Origin of the sequence: [Leptolyngbya] sp. PCC 7376 (assembly GCF_000316605.1) — a bacterium.
Classification (GTDB): domain Bacteria; phylum Cyanobacteriota; class Cyanobacteriia; order Cyanobacteriales; family MRBY01; genus MRBY01.
Genome location: NC_019683.1, coordinates 593,844 through 611,478 on the forward strand (window position 1 = coordinate 593,844; position 17,635 = coordinate 611,478).

Annotated in this window: 18 protein-coding genes, 1 tRNA gene and 1 pseudogene; 4 read left to right on the plus strand and 16 right to left on the minus strand. The window is 38.9% G+C overall.

The window, feature by feature from the left end:
• Positions 1–99 precede the first annotated feature (99 nt).
• The 3 genes from rfbB to rfbC (LEPTO7376_RS02660) are packed head-to-tail and all read left to right on the plus strand — an operon-like array spanning position 100 to position 2,625.
• A complete protein-coding gene (gene rfbB / locus LEPTO7376_RS02650; RefSeq protein ID WP_015132739.1) occupies positions 100–1,194 on the plus strand; it encodes a dTDP-glucose 4,6-dehydratase in 1,095 nt (364 codons plus the stop codon).
• Entirely contained in the window at positions 1,194–2,060 is an 867-nt protein-coding gene (rfbA, locus tag LEPTO7376_RS02655; RefSeq protein WP_015132740.1) for a glucose-1-phosphate thymidylyltransferase RfbA, read from the plus strand. The genes rfbB and rfbA overlap by 1 nt, the downstream gene beginning before the upstream one ends.
• A gap of 28 nt (positions 2,061–2,088) precedes the next feature.
• Entirely contained in the window at positions 2,089–2,625 is a 537-nt protein-coding gene (gene rfbC, locus LEPTO7376_RS02660) for a dTDP-4-dehydrorhamnose 3,5-epimerase (RefSeq protein WP_015132741.1), read from the plus strand.
• Positions 2,626–2,796: 171 nt separating this feature from the next.
• Here the strand turns inward: rfbC (LEPTO7376_RS02660) and LEPTO7376_RS28215 are convergent.
• The 15 genes and pseudogenes from LEPTO7376_RS28215 to hisA all read right to left on the minus strand — a co-directional run.
• Positions 2,797–3,034: pseudogene (locus LEPTO7376_RS28215) on the minus strand (transposase); the annotation flags it as partial.
• Positions 2,994–3,320, minus strand: coding sequence for a transposase (locus LEPTO7376_RS28220; RefSeq protein WP_264308961.1), 327 nt, complete (start codon positions 3,318–3,320; stop codon positions 2,994–2,996). The gene LEPTO7376_RS28220 and the pseudogene LEPTO7376_RS28215, both read right to left, overlap by 41 nt.
• 58 nt (positions 3,321–3,378) lie before the next feature.
• Positions 3,379–3,657 (minus strand): hypothetical protein, encoded by a 279-nt coding sequence (locus LEPTO7376_RS27150; RefSeq protein ID WP_225901163.1) that lies wholly within the window; start codon positions 3,655–3,657, stop codon positions 3,379–3,381.
• A 27-nt stretch (positions 3,658–3,684) separates the two neighbouring features.
• Entirely contained in the window at positions 3,685–4,599 is a 915-nt protein-coding gene (locus LEPTO7376_RS02670) for an NAD(P)-dependent oxidoreductase (protein WP_015132742.1), read from the minus strand.
• Entirely contained in the window at positions 4,596–5,126 is a 531-nt protein-coding gene (rfbC, locus tag LEPTO7376_RS02675; protein WP_015132743.1) for a dTDP-4-dehydrorhamnose 3,5-epimerase, read from the minus strand. The genes LEPTO7376_RS02670 and rfbC (LEPTO7376_RS02675) overlap by 4 nt, the downstream gene beginning before the upstream one ends.
• Complete coding sequence (locus tag LEPTO7376_RS02680) at positions 5,126–6,355, minus strand: class I SAM-dependent methyltransferase (RefSeq protein ID WP_015132744.1); 1,230 nt, start codon at positions 6,353–6,355, stop codon at positions 5,126–5,128. The genes rfbC (LEPTO7376_RS02675) and LEPTO7376_RS02680 overlap by 1 nt, the downstream gene beginning before the upstream one ends.
• 44 nt (positions 6,356–6,399) lie before the next feature.
• Positions 6,400–7,467, minus strand: a complete 1,068-nt coding sequence (rfbG, locus tag LEPTO7376_RS02685) for a CDP-glucose 4,6-dehydratase (protein ID WP_015132745.1) — start codon at positions 7,465–7,467, stop codon at positions 6,400–6,402.
• Positions 7,467–8,243, minus strand: a complete 777-nt coding sequence (rfbF, locus tag LEPTO7376_RS02690; protein ID WP_015132746.1) for a glucose-1-phosphate cytidylyltransferase — start codon at positions 8,241–8,243, stop codon at positions 7,467–7,469. The genes rfbG and rfbF overlap by 1 nt, the downstream gene beginning before the upstream one ends.
• A gap of 31 nt (positions 8,244–8,274) precedes the next feature.
• Positions 8,275–10,194: a glycosyltransferase gene (locus LEPTO7376_RS02695; protein WP_015132747.1), complete on the minus strand. Its 1,920-nt coding sequence runs from the start codon at positions 10,192–10,194 to the stop codon at positions 8,275–8,277.
• A gap of 52 nt (positions 10,195–10,246) precedes the next feature.
• Positions 10,247–11,206 carry a class I SAM-dependent methyltransferase gene (locus tag LEPTO7376_RS23145; protein ID WP_015132748.1) on the minus strand — a complete coding sequence of 320 codons (960 nt, stop codon included), beginning with the start codon at positions 11,204–11,206 and terminating at the stop codon, positions 10,247–10,249.
• 302 nt (positions 11,207–11,508) lie between these two features.
• Positions 11,509–12,246, minus strand: coding sequence for an ABC transporter ATP-binding protein (locus LEPTO7376_RS02705; protein WP_015132749.1), 738 nt, complete (start codon positions 12,244–12,246; stop codon positions 11,509–11,511).
• Positions 12,247–12,260: 14 nt separating this feature from the next.
• On the minus strand, positions 12,261–13,085 hold the full coding sequence (locus tag LEPTO7376_RS02710) for an ABC transporter permease (protein ID WP_015132750.1): 825 nt from the start codon (positions 13,083–13,085) through the stop codon (positions 12,261–12,263).
• Positions 13,086–13,295: 210 nt separating this feature from the next.
• On the minus strand, positions 13,296–14,414 hold the full coding sequence (gene gmd, locus LEPTO7376_RS02715; RefSeq protein ID WP_015132751.1) for a GDP-mannose 4,6-dehydratase: 1,119 nt from the start codon (positions 14,412–14,414) through the stop codon (positions 13,296–13,298).
• Positions 14,415–14,679: 265 nt separating this feature from the next.
• The gene (locus LEPTO7376_RS02720; RefSeq protein ID WP_015132752.1) at positions 14,680–15,795 is read right to left on the minus strand and encodes a SpoIID/LytB domain-containing protein; all 1,116 of its coding nucleotides are present in this window, start codon (positions 15,793–15,795) and stop codon (positions 14,680–14,682) included.
• A 130-nt stretch (positions 15,796–15,925) separates the two neighbouring features.
• Positions 15,926–16,696, minus strand: coding sequence for a 1-(5-phosphoribosyl)-5-[(5-phosphoribosylamino)methylideneamino]imidazole-4-carboxamide isomerase (gene hisA / locus LEPTO7376_RS02725; protein ID WP_015132753.1), 771 nt, complete (start codon positions 16,694–16,696; stop codon positions 15,926–15,928).
• Positions 16,697–16,755: 59 nt separating this feature from the next.
• On the opposite strand from hisA, the gene LEPTO7376_RS02730 reads away from it, so the two are divergent.
• A tRNA-Cys gene (locus tag LEPTO7376_RS02730) sits at positions 16,756–16,827 on the plus strand.
• 318 nt (positions 16,828–17,145) lie between these two features.
• Here the strand turns inward: LEPTO7376_RS02730 and LEPTO7376_RS02735 are convergent.
• Positions 17,146–17,562: a hypothetical protein gene (locus tag LEPTO7376_RS02735; protein ID WP_015132754.1), complete on the minus strand. Its 417-nt coding sequence runs from the start codon at positions 17,560–17,562 to the stop codon at positions 17,146–17,148.
• Between the last annotated feature and the right edge of the window lie 73 nt (positions 17,563–17,635).

A 17,635-nucleotide genomic window follows, 5' to 3' on the forward strand; every position in this document is an offset into this window, starting at 1 on the left:
AAACACTCAGTAACTGTAGCTCAACTCGGTCAATGACAACTTTCAAAATAAACTCATCTATGAGATATTAGCGCTACGGATCTTTCTGAAAATGCTTCTATGCCAAGTCTTTCATCACCGACTTACCTTATTACAGGTGGTTGTGGCTTTATCGGCTCGAATTTTACTTTAATGGCTCGCCAACAAAATTGGAGCCGCATCATTAATCTCGATGCTATTACCTATGCTGCAAATCCAGCTAATCTGAGTGCCCTAGCAAATGATGAAGACTATGTTTTTGTCAAAGGTAGTATCGGTGATCGCCACTTAGTAGAGCAACTTTTTGAGAAATATAAACCAGATGGCATCATCAATTTTGCCGCGGAGAGTCATGTAGATCGCTCCATTTTACATCCAGACTCATTTATTAACACCAATATTCTGGGGACCCATAATCTACTCGAAGAAACACTGAATTACTGGAATAATATAGATTCATCCAAGCAAAAAGAATTCCGTTTTCTTCATGTCTCAACCGATGAAGTTTATGGTTCCCTGGATGCGAATGATCCACCGTTCGAAGAAACAACCCCTTACGATCCGAGAAGTCCTTATTCCGCATCAAAAGCAGCTTCAGATCATTTAGTCAATGCCTATCACCACACCTATGGGCTACCAAGCCTAATCACCAACTGCTCAAATAACTACGGCCCTTACCAATTTCCCGAGAAACTAATTCCACTAATTATCCTCAATTGCTTAAACCTCAAGCCATTACCAATTTATGGAGACGGTCAGAATATTCGCGATTGGCTCTACGTTGAAGATCACTGCCAAGGCATCTATAACGTTATGACCAATGCCAACATCGGAGAAACTTACAATATTGGTGGCCAGACTGAACGAACAAACATTGAAGTCGTACACACTATTTGCAACATTCTCGATGAATTGAAACCCAAACCTGATTTTTCATATTCATCTCTCATCACCTTCGTCAAAGACCGACTTGGCCATGATCGCCGCTATGCCATTAACTGCAACAAAATCAAAAAAGATTTAAATTGGCAAGCACAAGAAAGCTTCCCAACCGGTATCAGAAAGACAATTCAGTGGTATCTAGAGCATCCAACTTGGATTGAGCAAGTTTGTTCCGGCGAATACCAAAACTGGATCCAAACTAACTACAAGAAATCAGAAGGATCAATTAACTAATGAAAGGGATTATTCTTGCAGGTGGCTTTGGAACAAGACTAGCTCCAATGACCAATATTTTAAGTAAACAACTTCTTCCCGTTTACGACAAACCGATGATTTATTATCCCTTGTCCGTGCTAATGCTTGCCGGAATTAGGGAAATCTTAGTTATTTCCACCCCTCAACATTTACCACTCTTTCAAAGTCTATTATCCGATGGAACACAATGGGGAATTAGCCTAAGTTATCTAGAACAAGCATACCCAAATGGTTTAGCCGAAGCTTTTATCCTCGGGGAAGAATTCATTGATACATCATCCGTATGTTTAATATTAGGCGATAACCTTCTCTATGGTCATGGACTAACAGAAGTACTGAAAAAAGCAACTCAAATCAACGAAGGAGCCTTAGTATTTGGATACCAAGTTAAAGATCCAGAGCGCTATGGTGTAATTGAATTTGACGACGCTGGTAATGTAATTAGCTTTGAAGAAAAGCCAAAAATTCCTAAAACAAACTTTGCAGTGCCAGGGATTTATTTCTATGACAATCAAGTAACCAAACTTGCTAAAAAAGTTCAACCTTCCAAGAGAGGGGAACTCGAAATAACAAGCCTAAATACTTTATATTTAGGCCGAAAACAGCTCAAAGTAGAGATATTAGGTAGAGGCTATGCTTGGCTTGATACCGGCACACCCGAATCTCTGCATCAAGCATCTAGCTATATTGAAACTATTGAGCAAAGACAAGGAACAAAGATTGCTTGCTTAGAAGAGATTGCCTACAACCAAGGATACATCGACTCAACACAATTGTTGAATCTATCCAATGCCTTACAAAAAAGCACCTATGGGCAATATTTAAAAAAGCTCATAAATAATTAGTTCCAAAATACTAGAGATAGATATTCCGATGAAGATAATTCCAACTAATCTGCCAGATGTACTACTTCTAGAACCCAAATGTTATAAAGATGATCGAGGTTTTTTCTTGGTTTCATATCAGACTGATTTTTTTCAGAAAGAATTGAATCTCAATATATCTTTTGTGCAAGACAATCATTCTCGCTCTTGTAAAAATGTTTTAAGAGGTTTGCACTTCCAAACTCAACACCCTCAAGGAAAGTTAGTTCGTGTTGTATCAGGCGAAGTATATGATGTAGCTGTGGATATCAGAGAAAATTCTAGGACTTTCGGCCAATGGTTTGGTACATATCTCAGCGCTAAAAATCAAAGAATGTTATGGGTTCCTCCAGGCTTTGCTCATGGATTTCTTGTCACATCAGAATATGCAGATTTCCTCTACAAAGTTACCGACATTTATTCCCCGAAGCATGAACAAACTATTCACTGGAGTGATCCTGAGATAGGCATAGAATGGCCACTAAATAACGAAGAACTAATTATCTCAGAAAAGGATTCTCAGGGCATGAATTTATCTGATTTGTAGAATAATACGGGACCTTAAATATTGGGTATATGACTTATAGCAATTTCTAGTCGAGTGAGGTGCAATAGCAGCAATGTGTAAACCAGCATCGAATATCATCAAGGGTAATCTTGGAAAAAGCTACCTCAATTGCCTTGTCTAGAGCTAGATAAGTTCTTGCCCCGATACTTTTCAAGGTACTTTTCAACTTTGACCAGCAATTTTCAATGGGTGAAAAATCTGGAGAATAGGGAGGAAGGTAAATCAACTTAGCTCCCACGGCCTCAATCATTGTGCGTACTGACTCTCCTAAATGAATCGAACAGTTATCCATCACCACACATGCTCCCGCCCATAAGTTTGGTATTAACTTCTGGCTGATGAATGCTTCAAAGGTTAATCCATCCGTACTTCCCCAGCAGATGATAATTAGCGACCATTCCCTTGAAGCCTAATGCTCCAATCAAAGAAACATTCTTGCCTCGTTTACTGGATTTCGGACTATAAGCTCGTTTCCCTTTCTCAGAACGTGCCCTCAGTCTTGTCATGGCTAAGTTCACGCCCGATTCATCGATAAAAATCAAGTTTTTCGCTAGAGTCGCTTGCATTTTCTGCCAAAAATCATATCTGGCTTGTTGCACTCGTTTTGTCGCCTTAAGGTCTGGATAGAATGTTTTTTTGAGGCTATATCCCATTCTTCTTAAGGTGCGATGCATGGTGCTATTGGCCACACGGAGACCAGTGCGTTTTCTCCCATCTCATCACATAGTTCCGCTAGCGTCGCATCGTTTTTCTTGGTGAGCAACTGGCGCAATATGTTTGATGCTCTTCGTTTAATTTGGGAGGTGTTTGTTGGCTCGTTTTTTCGGAGCAATCGACCCTGTCAGTCGTTTTTGGTCGAGGAGCTTTTGTACAAAACTTTTTCGCCACTCCAAATTGTCGGGCAAGACTACTTTGACTCACACCACCCCTTTCGTAGGCATCCACTATTTTCTGTCTTAAGTCTAATGAGTAGGCTTTCGGCAAGATGCTACTTTCTTCCTCACCAGTCAACTCACCTATACTACTTCATACACCTTGCTAGGCTGAAATTTGCTGTATTGTTTTACGTATCCCTTCCTCGAGACTATATTGGGGTCTAAAACCAATTTTGTTATTAAGGATTGAAGTATTGGCAAGAATAAAAGAATGTTCATCTTTGCTTGCTTCTATCATCCCTAGACCTATTAGCTCAGGAAGACCCATTTGTTTACCAATTTCAGTAACTATATCTTTTATGGCAATTGCTTTTCCTGAGGCAATATTAATATTGCCTGCTACATCACTATTTAGTAACTCGACGAATGCTCGTGCAACATCTTCTACATACATGAAATCTCTAACCTGATTTCCATGACTACATTTTGCAACTTGCTTAGCCGTTAAATTTTGGATAACAGAAGAGACAAGACGCCCAGAAGCTTCATTTACACCATATAGCCAAAATATTCTCCCCCAAGCAAAACTAATTTCTCGATCTTTACAAAATTGCTCAGATACTTGTCTTAAACTATTTTTACAGACACCATACAGAGTTGAGGGGTTAGTGGGAGTTAAATTTTCAGTGCAATATCCATAAGACCAGTCATACTCAGCACATGTTCCTGCAAAAACGGCCCTCTCACCATGATGCTTAGCAAAGTTTCTTAAGAGCTGCATACTACATTCGAGCCATTGTAAATTATTTTCAGAAGTCCAAAATTTTCCTGGAGTAGCATCCCATGCAAAATGTAAAAGGTGGGATGGTTTAATGGATTCAAATAATTCAACTTGCTGATTATAATCAAACAAATCACAATAATGTATCGAAACTTGACTAGAAATCTCCGGTTTTAAACTATGAATTTTTAAACGTGTTCTTACAGAAATATGAACGTCATATCCATACTTCCGCAATACAGATAAAGTATGCTGCCCAATGAATCCTGTAGAACCTGTTACAAGTATTGACTTCATGGAGAAAAATCACTGTAGTTTAAATCTTTGTCAGATATACAAGTAATTTCTAGTGGCAATTCGATACCAAAGCAAGAGTCATTCCATTTAACCCCTGTGGAATGCTCTGGTGAATAGCTCTCAGACATTTGATAAAAGACTTCAGTATCATCCTCTAACGATTGAAACCCATGAGCAAAACCTTCAGGTATATATAGCATCTTGCCATTATCTTCTCTTAACTCTATTCCTATCCACTGACAATATGTAGGTGATTCGGCTCGCAAATCTAAAGCTACATCATAAATAGCGCCTTTAGTACATCGAACTAATTTCGCTTCCGATTTAGGTGCTTTCTGAAAATGCATTCCCCTTACAGTACCTTTGTGCTGATTAAACGAAATATTACATTGCAGGATAGTTGGTTGAAGGCCATGAGATTTAAACTCTTCTGTGCAAAAACTTCGAGAGAAACCTCCTCTTTCATCAACAATTTTTTCTAATTCAACAAGATAACAACCTTGTAACTGAGTTTCTTGAAAAATCATTACTTAATTTCTAATTGAGGAATAGGAATAACAAATTGCCCACCCCATTCTCTGATATAAGACATTTGGGAAATAATTTCTTCCTGTAGATTCCAAGGGAGGATCATAAGGTAGTCAGGTTTAGCTTCTCGAATTTTCTCCGGTTCTAAAATCGGAATATGAGTCCCAGGCAAATACAAACCCTGTTTATATACACTCCGATCCACAGTAAAGTCGATAAAATCGCTTCTAATCCCACAATAGTTCAGCAGAGTATTACCTTTCGCAGGCGCACCGTAGGCAACAATTTTTTTCGACTTCCTCTTTGCTTTAATTGCAAAATCTAATATCTTTCTTTTTGTTTCCTTTACTTGCTCAGAAAAGGCATTATAAGTGGCTGTCTTATCAAGTCCTTTGTCTAATTCTCTCTGCTTAACTTGAATCACTTTTTCCTCTTGTAATCTATGCTGATTCTCGTGATGACAAGCATAGATTCGCAAGGAGCCGCCATGTGTTCTCAACTCATCTACATCAAAAATACGTAGACCATGATGGTCAAATATTTGTTCTACTGTGAAAAGAGATAAATAAGAGAAATGCTCATGGTAAATAGTATCGAATTGATTATAGTTTATTAAATTCAGCAGATGCGGAAACTCAACAGTGATCACACCTGTCGGTTTCAATATAGTTTTCATGCCAGCAACAAAATCATTAATATCTGGAACATGAGCTAAAACATTATTTGCAATTAAAAGGTCTGCCCCTGACTCATTTGCCAAAACTCTTTGAGCTTCGTCTTTTCCAAAGAAACAAACTCGGGTATTGACCCCTTTCTCCCTAGCTACCTCTGCTACATTAGCAGCAGGCTCAATTCCTAGGACAGGAATTGCCTGACGTTGAAAATATTGCAACAAGTAGCCATCATTACTTGCTATTTCCACTACTTTCGAACCTTGATCTAAAGACAGCTCTCGCACAATTTTATTTGCATAATTCTCACAATGCTTTAACCAACTATCAGAAAAAGACGAAAAATATGCATAATCTCCAAAGATATGAGTCGGACTTTCAAACTCTTCTAATTGCACTAAATAGCAGCTAGAACAAACATAAGTATGTAGAGGATAAAATTTCTCTGCTGAAGATAAACTTTCAAACTTCAGATAAGAATTAGCTAGAGGAGACATCCCTAGATCGACAAACGTCTGACTCAAAGGAGTCTGGCAAAATCTACACTTACTGCTCATTATTTAAGGATTATTCTGCTTGTAAATAACTTTGGCCTAGCCAACTACGCATTAGAAACTAGCTGACAATATTGTTGAATTTGTTCGAGAGTAATCTCCCTCACATCTTCTCTTTGATAATATAAACTATACCATGAAATAATCCATTCTAAACTCTGCTCAAGATTCATGACAGGCTTCCATTGAAGGATTTTTCTTGCCTTCGAGCAATCTAGTTTTAAATAATTTGCTTCATGAAGTTGAGCTTCTTCATCAAGCTTCCAAGCTCCTTTTGTAGGCCAAGCATTAGTTAAATATTGTGTAATCCATTTCACCGGTTTCACATCATTATCATTTGGGCCAAAATTCCAACCTTGGGAAAACTTTTGACTGTCAGACCACATTTTTTCCGCTAACGTTATATATCCACTTATAGGTTCTAAAACATGTTGCCAAGGTCGAATTGCATTCGGACTACGAATAGTGACAACTTCGTTTTGCACTAAGGCTCTTACAATATCAGGAACCAATCTATTAGTTGCCCAATCTCCTCCTCCAATTACATTTCCAGCTCTCACTGAAGCTAAAGCAACAGAATCGGATTGATAAAAAAAAGAATCTCGAAAAGCTGAAGTAATTAATTCTGCACAGCCTTTACTATTGCTATAGGGGTCATATCCTCCCATTTCTTCATTCTCTCGATATCCCCAGAACCACTCTTTGTTCTTATAACATTTGTCGCTAGTGACGTTAACAACCACTTTCACTGTTCCAACTTTACGTACAGCTTCTAAAAGATTGACCGTACCCATTACATTAGTCGAATAAGTGGTAATAGGGTCTTGGTATGAAGGCAGTACCAAAGATTGAGCAGCCATATGAAAAATCACATCAGGTTTATGTTCTTGAATTATCTTTTTTAAGTAGTCATAATTTCTCACATCACCTTCAATTGAATTGACCAATTCGTCCAGTTGAACTGAATAGAAAAGACTAGGCTCAGAAGGTGGCTTCAAAGCATACCCAATCACATCAGCCCCCCAATGGGAAAGAAGTAGAGATAACCAACTACCTTTAAAACCGGTATGTCCTGTAACTAGAACTTTCTTACTTTCCCAAAAACTTGATTGCATTACCAAACTCTCCAAAGTGCTTGATTATTTCTCCACATCTCTTCTAAATGATTTTTGTCTCGTAACGTATCCATAGGTTGCCAGAAACCACGGTGCTTGTATGCACAAAGCTGGCCATCATTAGCTAAGCTCTCAAGCGGTTCATTTTCCCAGACAGTTTCGTCATCTGAAATATAATTCAAGACATCTGGAGACAGGACAAAAAAACCTCCATTAATCCAGCCACCATCACCAATAGGTTTCTCTTGAAAACCAGACACTTTATTCTGATTATCTTCTGCAATTGTTAAAGAACCAAAACGTCCAGGAGGTTTAGTTGCAGTCACAGTGGCCATCAATTGATGTTGATTGTGAAAGTCTATAAGCTCAGAGATATTAACATCACCAACTCCATCCCCATAGGTTAGACAAAAATCTTCACCATCTAAGTAGTTAGCAATTCGTTTGATTCTTCCGCCTGTCATTGTCAAATCTCCAGTATCAACTAATGTGATACGCCAAGGTTCAACATTTTTCTGATGAACTTTCATTTGATTATGCTCCATATCAAATGTTACATCAGACATATGGAGAAAGTAGTTGGCAAAATATTCTTTGATTACATACCCTTTATAGCCAAGGCAAATAATGAAATCATGAATACCATGAGCAGAATAAATTTTTAGAATATGCCATAAAATAGGCTTTCCTCCTATTTCGATCATGGGCTTGGGTTTAAGATGAGTCTCTTCAGATATACGTGTTCCCAATCCACCAGCAAGAATGACAGCCTTCATTGATAATCTAAAATATTAAGTAGCTCTGATTTTATGCCGAAAGAGAAGCAATTTCAAATTTTCCGTCATTAGAAAGATTTGGATTGTAGTATGGATCATCTCCAGTCTCTTTGAAGTATTTTTCCCATTTATCGTTGAATTTTTGCCATTCGCCAGGTTGCAACCCTTTGTCTCGACTAACTGATTCATAATGATACAACTGCGCATACGGGGTTACAACATTCCTATATCCAGCTTGATGAGCTTTCAGGCATAAATCCACATCGTTGTAGTTAAGTGGAAAATATTCATCGAATCCTCCTAATTCTCTATATAGTTGTGAACGCATCATAAGACAAGCACCGGTGACAGCAAAATAATTGCGATTAATAATATTAGACAAAAAATAACCAGGATGCTCGTGAGGATATCCATAGCAAGCATGACCTGGATTCCCGCCCAATACAACAACACCTGCATGTTGAATTGTCTCATTTGGGAAAAATAGCTTTGCACCAACTGCACCAACTTCTTCTTGTTGAGCTAGTTCTAACATCGATTCAATCCAATCAGGAGTAATCACCTCAATATCATCATTTAAGAGTAGAAGAAAATCTCCTTTTGCCTTTTTTACTCCAATATTAATTCGCATCGGCAAATTAAATGGTTGATCACAACGGAGTAAAGTTAAATCTTCACCACTAATAGCCTCAATAGTTTTTTCTGGAATATTGAAGCCATCAACAATAACAAATTCGAAATTTCTGTATGTACTTAGCTTCCGAATACTATCAATACAATTTTCTAAAAGCTGAATTGTTTTGCCTTCAATATCTGCACTTTTTCCGGCACTAGGTATCACTATACTAACTAAAGGATCGTCTACAATTTTTCTTCTAACTCTAAAAAATCCAAATCTTGGCCCCTCTTCCACCCATCCAGGATATGGACTCCTTTCTATCATTGACTCTAAGGCTTTTTGAGCTGCAATATAAGCCCAGGGCTTAGCATCAGAATTCGAAGCAGTAGAAGTTGGAATGACTCGCCAGCTATAAAGCACCTTAGGGATATGATAAATATTCTTTGTTTTTTCTACTACTCTCAAGACTAAATCATAGTCCTGTGCTCCATCATAATCACTTCTAAAACCACCAATTTCATCAATGATTGTTTTACGATAAACACCCAAGTGGCAAGTGTACATGCAACCGTGAAAATAATCTGGTGACCATTGAGGCTTAAAGAATGGGTCGCAACGTTTATCTTGAGTATCTATTTTGTCTTCATCACTATAGATAAAATCGGCATCAGGATGCTTATTAATCAATTTGGCATTTTCATACAAAGCATCAATTGTCAAAGTATCATCGTGATCTAGTAGAGCAATATAATCACCTGTTGCTATTTCTAATGCAGAGTTGCTAGCGGCAGAAATATTACCATTTTCTTTTCGGTAAACGGCTTTGATTCTTGCATCTTTCTGAATATATGAGTCTAGTATTTTTTTTATATGAGGCTTAGGGGAAGCATCATCAGCCAAACATAATTCCCAATAAGGATAAATCTGATTTCTCACAGACTCAATCGATTTTACTAGCCATTTCCGATCGACATTATAGACAGGAACGATAATTGAAAATGTCGGCTTAAGCTCCCAAGATTTTATTTGTCTCTTAGCTAATTGGATATCTGGTTTGGCAAAAGAATTCTTTTCGAGCCAGTGTTGGTAGTCTTGAACCTTTTGTCGTTTATTTATCATCTTCTGATAAATAAACACAGCTGTACCTCTCGCCCCTCTTTCTGCAAAAATTCGCTTCAGCTTAGACAATTTGCTTACGCTAGTCGACTTATGAGGATTTGGCAAACATTGAAAAGAGACTTCTATTTCACTATGTTTTCTCAATAGTGAAAGTTGGGCTTCTTGAAGTTCATAACCTTTTATTGACAACTTCTTTTTTTTCTCATAAATCATTTTTCAGCTTTCCATTCAAGACAATACCAAGCGGAATCAATGTTCTGATCACCTACTTGAAAACAAATATTTTTTTGAACTTCATCCATAATTTACGAAGCTTCCAAAACTTACTACTTTCCATAGCTTTGATAATAACTTGTGAGCGTCCCCATACTTCATGAGATTGCTCTAAAAGCTTTTGCATTTCCATCAATTCTATCGAATTTTCTTCTGATTCAGATTGTAATTGCTCTACTTCAGATCGCGACTTTCGCAACTCAGATTGAGATTGTTGTAACTGTCGGTGTAAATCCCGTATTGTCTTAGCAGCTTGTTCCTGAGAGGAATCTTCAGACTCTAGTAATTGTGCTTCAGGGAAAGAAGGGACTCCAGTTTTTAAAGTAACTGGTTTGCCAATAGGACGTTTCTCAATTACAAGAACACTATCGTAATAAGTAAGTGAGTGAGCTGCACGGGTAAAATCTGAAATACCTAATCGTGTATCGAAAGAGTGCCAAGCATTGAGTTTGTCGATAAAATTCTTAGAATATTCTACAAATGAATCATTCTTTTTATAACCTCCACCATATTCCCACCAATATGATGTGTGCATATCCTCACACAAATAGACTCCATTTTTATCAATCAGAGGGAATAATTCCTCAAAAGTTGCTATCTGCTGTTTCATCGTATGTCCGCCATCATCTAGCAGAATATCTATTTTGGGGATCTTTTCCTTTAAAGATCTCAGAAAACCCCTATCTTCTTGATCACCAATAAAAATCTCAACTTGGTCTTCCTCTAACTCCTTACAAGCAGGATTGATATCTATACCAAAGACTTTTGCTTGCGGGCCAAAGTAGTTTTTCCACATTTGCAAAGAGCCACCATGGTATACCCCGAGTTCCACAATATACACGTCCGTTGAACGAAAACGAGAAAAGTGTTTATCGTATATATCGAAATAATGAATCCATTTATCAATGAGTCTCCCTTCATTTCCTCTGAAGTATTTTTCTAAATCATTCATAATTAAAAACGCCGCCTATTTCAACAATGAAACCATTCAAAATCTAGAGAATATTCTTTGCGAATATTCTCATAAAAACCAACTTGAAAATCAATTGCAAAGAGGCATAATCTGCTCTATGGCTTTAGGTGAATAGAAATATTTTTTTTAGACAAAATACAGATAGCACTTTTAACTACATTAGCCTTTCACAATCTTTCTTGCCACAAAATATACCATTTTATTAGTATCGAAAGAATACATCTTTCTTGCTCATATAGTTTTAGAGAATCTTCATCCAAATCATCTAGAAGTTATCACACTCAGTCAATATTCTCCAAGTATGCGTCTACAACATCTTCAGATTGACCAATGAGTTTGATGATTCCTTTATCAATCCAAATAGCTGTATCACATGATTGCTTGATAAAGTCCATTGAGTGCGAAACAACAAGTATGGTGACGTGAGAAGCCCAAAAATCATCCATACGCTTTTGGCACTTATGTCTAAAGCTCTCATCTCCAACTGACAATACTTCATCCAAGATGAGAATATCAGGCTTTACATCCGTGGCGATCGCAAACCCAAGACGTGCCACCATCCCAGAAGACAGTCCTTTAACAGGAATGTACCGATATGACTTAAGCTCAGCAAAGTCAAGAATAGAATCTATTCTATTCTTCATTTCTGAGCGCGAAAAGCCAAGCATTACGCCATATAGGAGTATGTTGTCATACACTGAAATTTCCGCGTCAAATCCAGCTCCCAGTTCAATTAATGGTGCAATATCACCGCGGACTCGCACTTTTCCAGTTGTTGGCTGCAAAATGCCTGAAATAACTTTAAGTAGCGTCGATTTACCAGCACCATTGCTGCCGATAATACCTATTTTTTCTCCTTTTTCAACAACAAGATTTACATCATCTAAAATAAGTTTTTTTGCTGGCTGAGTGTATTTACCTTCAAAAATAGAAAGAACAGTTTTCTTTAAATCATAAGAAAACTCTTCTTGGGTTCTACGCCAGAGATGCACATTATCTAAACGAATTGCTTCTTGCATAAGTGACTATGTATCTATAGTAAATCCATAAATCGAGAGCGCATTTGTCGGAAATATAGCCATCCGAATGCAGAAGAAAGTATACCACCAAGAAGAGCATTTATCATCAAATTCAAATCAGGAAAATCTCCAGATAAAGTGATTTGCCTGAGACTTTCAATGATGATAGATAAAGGATTGATATTCAAGAAAGGTCGGATCTTTGGCGCGACAATTTCTGCGGGGTAAAAAACAGGACTACTAATCCATAGAACAAAAACAACTAGCTCATAAAAATAAGGTAAATCGCGGAAAAATACATATAAGCTACTCACTAAAAAACCGACACCTGTACAGAAAAATATGAGAGCAATAAATGGAAGAAAAATCGCCAAAACATTTATTAAATGGTGGGATTTCAATAGAGCAACAATAGCAAGTAGGGGAAAAGCTCCCATGACAAATTGAAAAATGTTGGCGACTATCATCGATAGAGGAAAAACACTTACTGGCAAGCGAATTTTATTAAGAAGTGCGCCATTTCCAACTATGCTTGATAAGGCTTGAGAAGTAGAAGCAGAGAAAAAGTTGACAATAATCAATCCAGTCAATGCCGCAAGAACATAGTTCAGTATCGAGTCTTGGTAATATGCAGCAAAAGTAGCACCAAAGATAACTGTATAAAGACTGGTCATAATCAGAGGATTTAATAAAGACCAGTAAATCCCCAAGATGGAACCTCGATATCGGACTTTTAAGTTTCGCTGCACTAATACCTGCAAGAGTTCAATGTAGTGCTTGACATCTGAAGGTAAAAGATCTCGAAAAGTCTGCGTGTTTACTAACGACAAAAATGACATATTTTCTTGGCTTGTTAAATAAGTGACATGTATTCCAATATCTAATCAGACATAAATTACTCTTGGAAAAGAGATAGACATGTATTCTTTCATGTGAGAAGACACTTACGATCAGAGAAATAGCCTACTTCTATATGGTTTTCATAAAGTTATGCTCACCACTTTATCTTGTAGTGAGCATAGCCGGTATCAAAAAAGTATAGTGCTAAATTAACTTTCACGAGAAATTGGAGTCTCATAGCCATGCATTTTGAGAAATGCATAGCGTTGAGCTGTTTTAAGATCAGCATTTACCATTTCTGAACACATTTCTTGTGTTGATATTGCTGGAACCCAGCCTAGTTTCTCTTTCGCTTTACTTGGATCTCCCAATAGAGTCTCAACTTCTGCTGGACGGAAATATCTAGAATCTACGGCGACAATACAATCACCGGTCTTCAATGCTGGAGCTTTGTCTCCTTCAATTGCATCGACAATTCCCCGTTCATCAATTCCTTCACCTTCAAATCGCAAGGTAATACCGAGTTCTGCAGCAGACCATGCGACAAATTGTCGCACAGAATATTGAGAGCCAGTAGCAATGACAAAATCTTCCGGCTCATCCTGTTGAAGCATTAGCCACTGCATTTGTACATAGTCTTTTGCATGACCCCAGTCCCTAAGTGCATCCATATTGCCTAGATAAAGACAGGAATCTAAACCTTGAGCAATATTTGCTAATCCTCTAGTAATCTTTCGAGTTACAAAGGTTTCGCCACGGCGGGGAGATTCATGATTAAACAAAATACCATTACATGCATACATTCCATAGGATTCACGGTAGTTTACGGTAATCCAATAAGCATAGAGTTTAGCAACAGCGTATGGACTACGTGGATAAAAAGGAGTTGTCTCTTTTTGTGGAATCTCTTGAACCAGGCCATAAAGCTCAGAAGTAGATGCTTGGTAAAAACGAGTCTTATTCTCTAAGCCAAGAAAACGTATGGCTTCTAATAGTCTTAAAGCACCCATGGCATCAACATCAGCAGTATATTCGGGGGATTCAAAGCTTACTGCGACGTGAGATTGAGCACCAAGGTTATACACTTCATCAGGCTGAACTTGTTCAATGATTCTTGTTAGGTTTGAGGAGTCTGTCAAATCACCATAGTGCAATACAAAATGCTTATTTTCAGAGTGTGGGTCTTCATAGATGTGATCTACGCGATCAGTATTAAACAGAGAAGCACGACGTTTAATGCCATGTACTTCATAGCCTTTTTTGAGAAGGAACTCCGCGAGATAGGAGCCATCTTGACCTGTTACTCCGGTGATTAAAGCTTTTTTCATAAGTCGAGGTTTAAGGCTTTGTTTTTATAAGCCAAACGAATTCTAGATAGTTTATCTGTATTGGCATAGTTCAAGTTGAATTTTACTAGTATTTCTTCAGACTTGATACTGACCTCCCCAATCCCGAAGGATAACCTTATAGAACATTGGCTTCATAAGGTTAAATAAACTACTCAGATGACATATTGGAGGATGAGCATATTTCAAGTTTTGGATTTCAGTTAACAAACAGCAAAGACTAAAACAATTCCTGCATGCCTAATTGTTACTTTAAAATCTTCGCAATATTAACGTTTTGGTAGTAATGGGCAAGGATTTGCTGGTAATCAATGCCTTGCTGGGCAAGGCCATTGGCTCCCCATTGGCTCAAACCGACACCATGACCAAAGCCTTTGCCATAAATGTATACATTGCCGTCTTGGATCGTTGCACTGATGAGTGTACTGCGTAGATCAAGTAGTTTACGGAGTTGGTCACCGCTAATATTTTTTGTGCCGCGATCGCCCACAATTTTGACGGAGACCATCCGACCTTGGGGGGTTTTACGCTGAGGAATAATTTGTTTTACTGTGCCCACACCACCAATCAGCTGACCTAAGCGACTAGCAGAGATGTTTTTGCCCCACTGGTACACCGGAGCAGATTGGTCATAGTCCACCACTCCCCGCAAATAAGGCAAGGGTCTGGTCCACACATCTTCGACATTTTCAGTATGTCCACCAGAAGACGAATGGAAAACAGCAAGGATAACATCGCCGTTGTAAGTCATCACCTGGTTCGTTGTCGCTTTAACGGCTTCATGAGTGGTGCTGTATTCACTGTTTAAACCCTTATAAACCTGGTTCGCAGTGGTTGTATCTAGGTCATAGAGGTTACGACTATTCTCCGCGCGCTTCTTAAGGGCATAGGTACGAGCAGCAACAGCCTGAGCTTTGAGGGCTTCCTGTGGCCAACTAGGAATCGCTTCCGCGCCAACGACACTATATAAGTATTCTTCCAAGTCCACATGGTTAATGGCAATTACACCACCATTGTTGATGCGCACTTGAGTTTTGCCTCGGTACCAGCGATCGCCAATCCAGACATAACCGCCATTTTTTGGCTCGACCCAAAGTTCACCAGCCTGCCAACGATCGAACGCCAACTGATTTCCCTGTCTATTCACAGAAAAAGCACTCATCGCCGAAATCTCGCCGAGAAGCTGGCCGCGACCATTTTTCACAAGGGCATTGGTCGAACTACCAACCTGCACTCTAGGTGCTGATTTCGAGACCGCAATGCGCATATCAACCGCTGCTTGGGCTGGAGCCAGCATTGCTAGCCACAAAAAAACCGATACCAACCAAGGATGTCTGCCTAACCTTTGCAAAGGTCTAAACATAAATACACTAGAAATCAACAAGGAGCGTAACAATCAAGTTTTTATGCACCTGATGTGAACATTCGAGATTCAGAAATGAACCAGTTTGTTCCATCACCCTTTTATTTATCGGACAAATTTAGCATGAATCCTAGGCGATCGCCGTACCGTCATTAGACAAAACATCCTGCAAACGACCAGAACCCACAGCCTTAACAGCTTCTGCCAAATTCACATCACCCGTATAAATAGCCTTCCCAACAATGGCGCCAGTGACACCAATTGCTTCAAGGGCAACTAAATTAACTAGATCACTCTGAGAACTCACTCCTCCGGAAGCAATCACAGGAATTTCAATTTGCGATGCCAACTCCCGTAACGCTTCAATATTCGGGCCAGACATCGTGCCATCGCGGTGAATATCAGTGTAAATAATTGCCGCAACACCTTGAGTCGCCATCCGTTGAGCCAAATCTGTTGCCATCACTTCAGATGTTTCGAGCCAACCTTTTGTCGCAACTTTACCGTTACGGGCATCAATTCCCACTGCAATTCGTCCGGGATATTTTTGGCAGAGTTCAGTAACTAGCTCAGGATTTTCGACAGCCGCTGTCCCAATAATTGCCCGCTCAACACCAACATTAAATAGGCGTTCCACACTTGCAACATTGCGGAGACCACCACCAACCTGCACTGGAATATCGAGTGCTGCGGCAATACTTTTAATCGCATCGAGGTTTACCGACTTCCCTTCTTTTGCACCATCAAGATCCACAACATGAAGACGAGTTGCCCCCTGCTCCGCAAACGTTTTTGCCATCTGAGCAGGATTATCGTTAAACACTTGGGCTTGATCATAGTCCCCTTGGTAGAGACGCACACATTGACCGCCGAGCAAATCGATAGCAGGGATAACTTCCATGTCGAAAAAATAGTTGGTAGTTGGACAAAAGCTTTGCTATGATAGCTAATCGTTGGCTCGGTGGCATAGCCAAGTGGTAAGGCAGAGGTCTGCAAAACCTCCATCCCCCAGTTCGAATCTGGGTGCCACCTTTTTCATATTTTCAATAGTTATTTGTCGTCTCTAACACAATACAAAGCATTTCACTAACAACTCCTGTTAATGAAAAGTTGTTATCTATGATTTGCTTGGCAATAGCCAAGCAAAAAGAGACGGAAAATGGGCATGTAGTACCTATCCCACTCTGATAAATTTCGCACCTAAAATCAAGCAGGATCTATGCAGTGAGGACATTTGACGATTCCCATATCTCAAAAAACAAAGTAGAATATACAATGGCAATTACAAATATGCTACACAAAGACTGCAATTATAGTGTGGCTGACAAATCAACCTCAATTGTCAAGCGGTTAAGAAGAAGATGTATAACCATTCAACGACATACCATAAGATTCATAACAAGGTACTTGGCGATCGCTTAGAAATTGTAAAAACTCACTAAAACCAGGACGTGTGGGTTTATCGTTTATCTCATCAACAAATGCAGGGAATTTCTCAGATGGAATCGCTTCGAGGATTGTCCGTACTCCTTCTCGTAGAGTCATCTCACGGTAATAAAGCTTCGGGAGAATATCAGCAGAAACCTCAGGTGCAAATTTCGCTAAGGCATCCCCAAAAGTATCAACGGTTGTAATTGTGCCATCGAAGTCGCAGAAGACAATCGTTTTTGCATCCATGAAGTTTTGTAAAGTATGTTGTCTCCAAGGATTATAAACGCCCTGCCTCATTTCGCCATCTGCCCGAGAGGATTTGGTCAAGATCTCCATAAAAAAATCTCCCCAAGCATGTTGGAGAGATTTACTTCTTTATAAAATTAAAGAACTGTAAGTCGCCTTAACT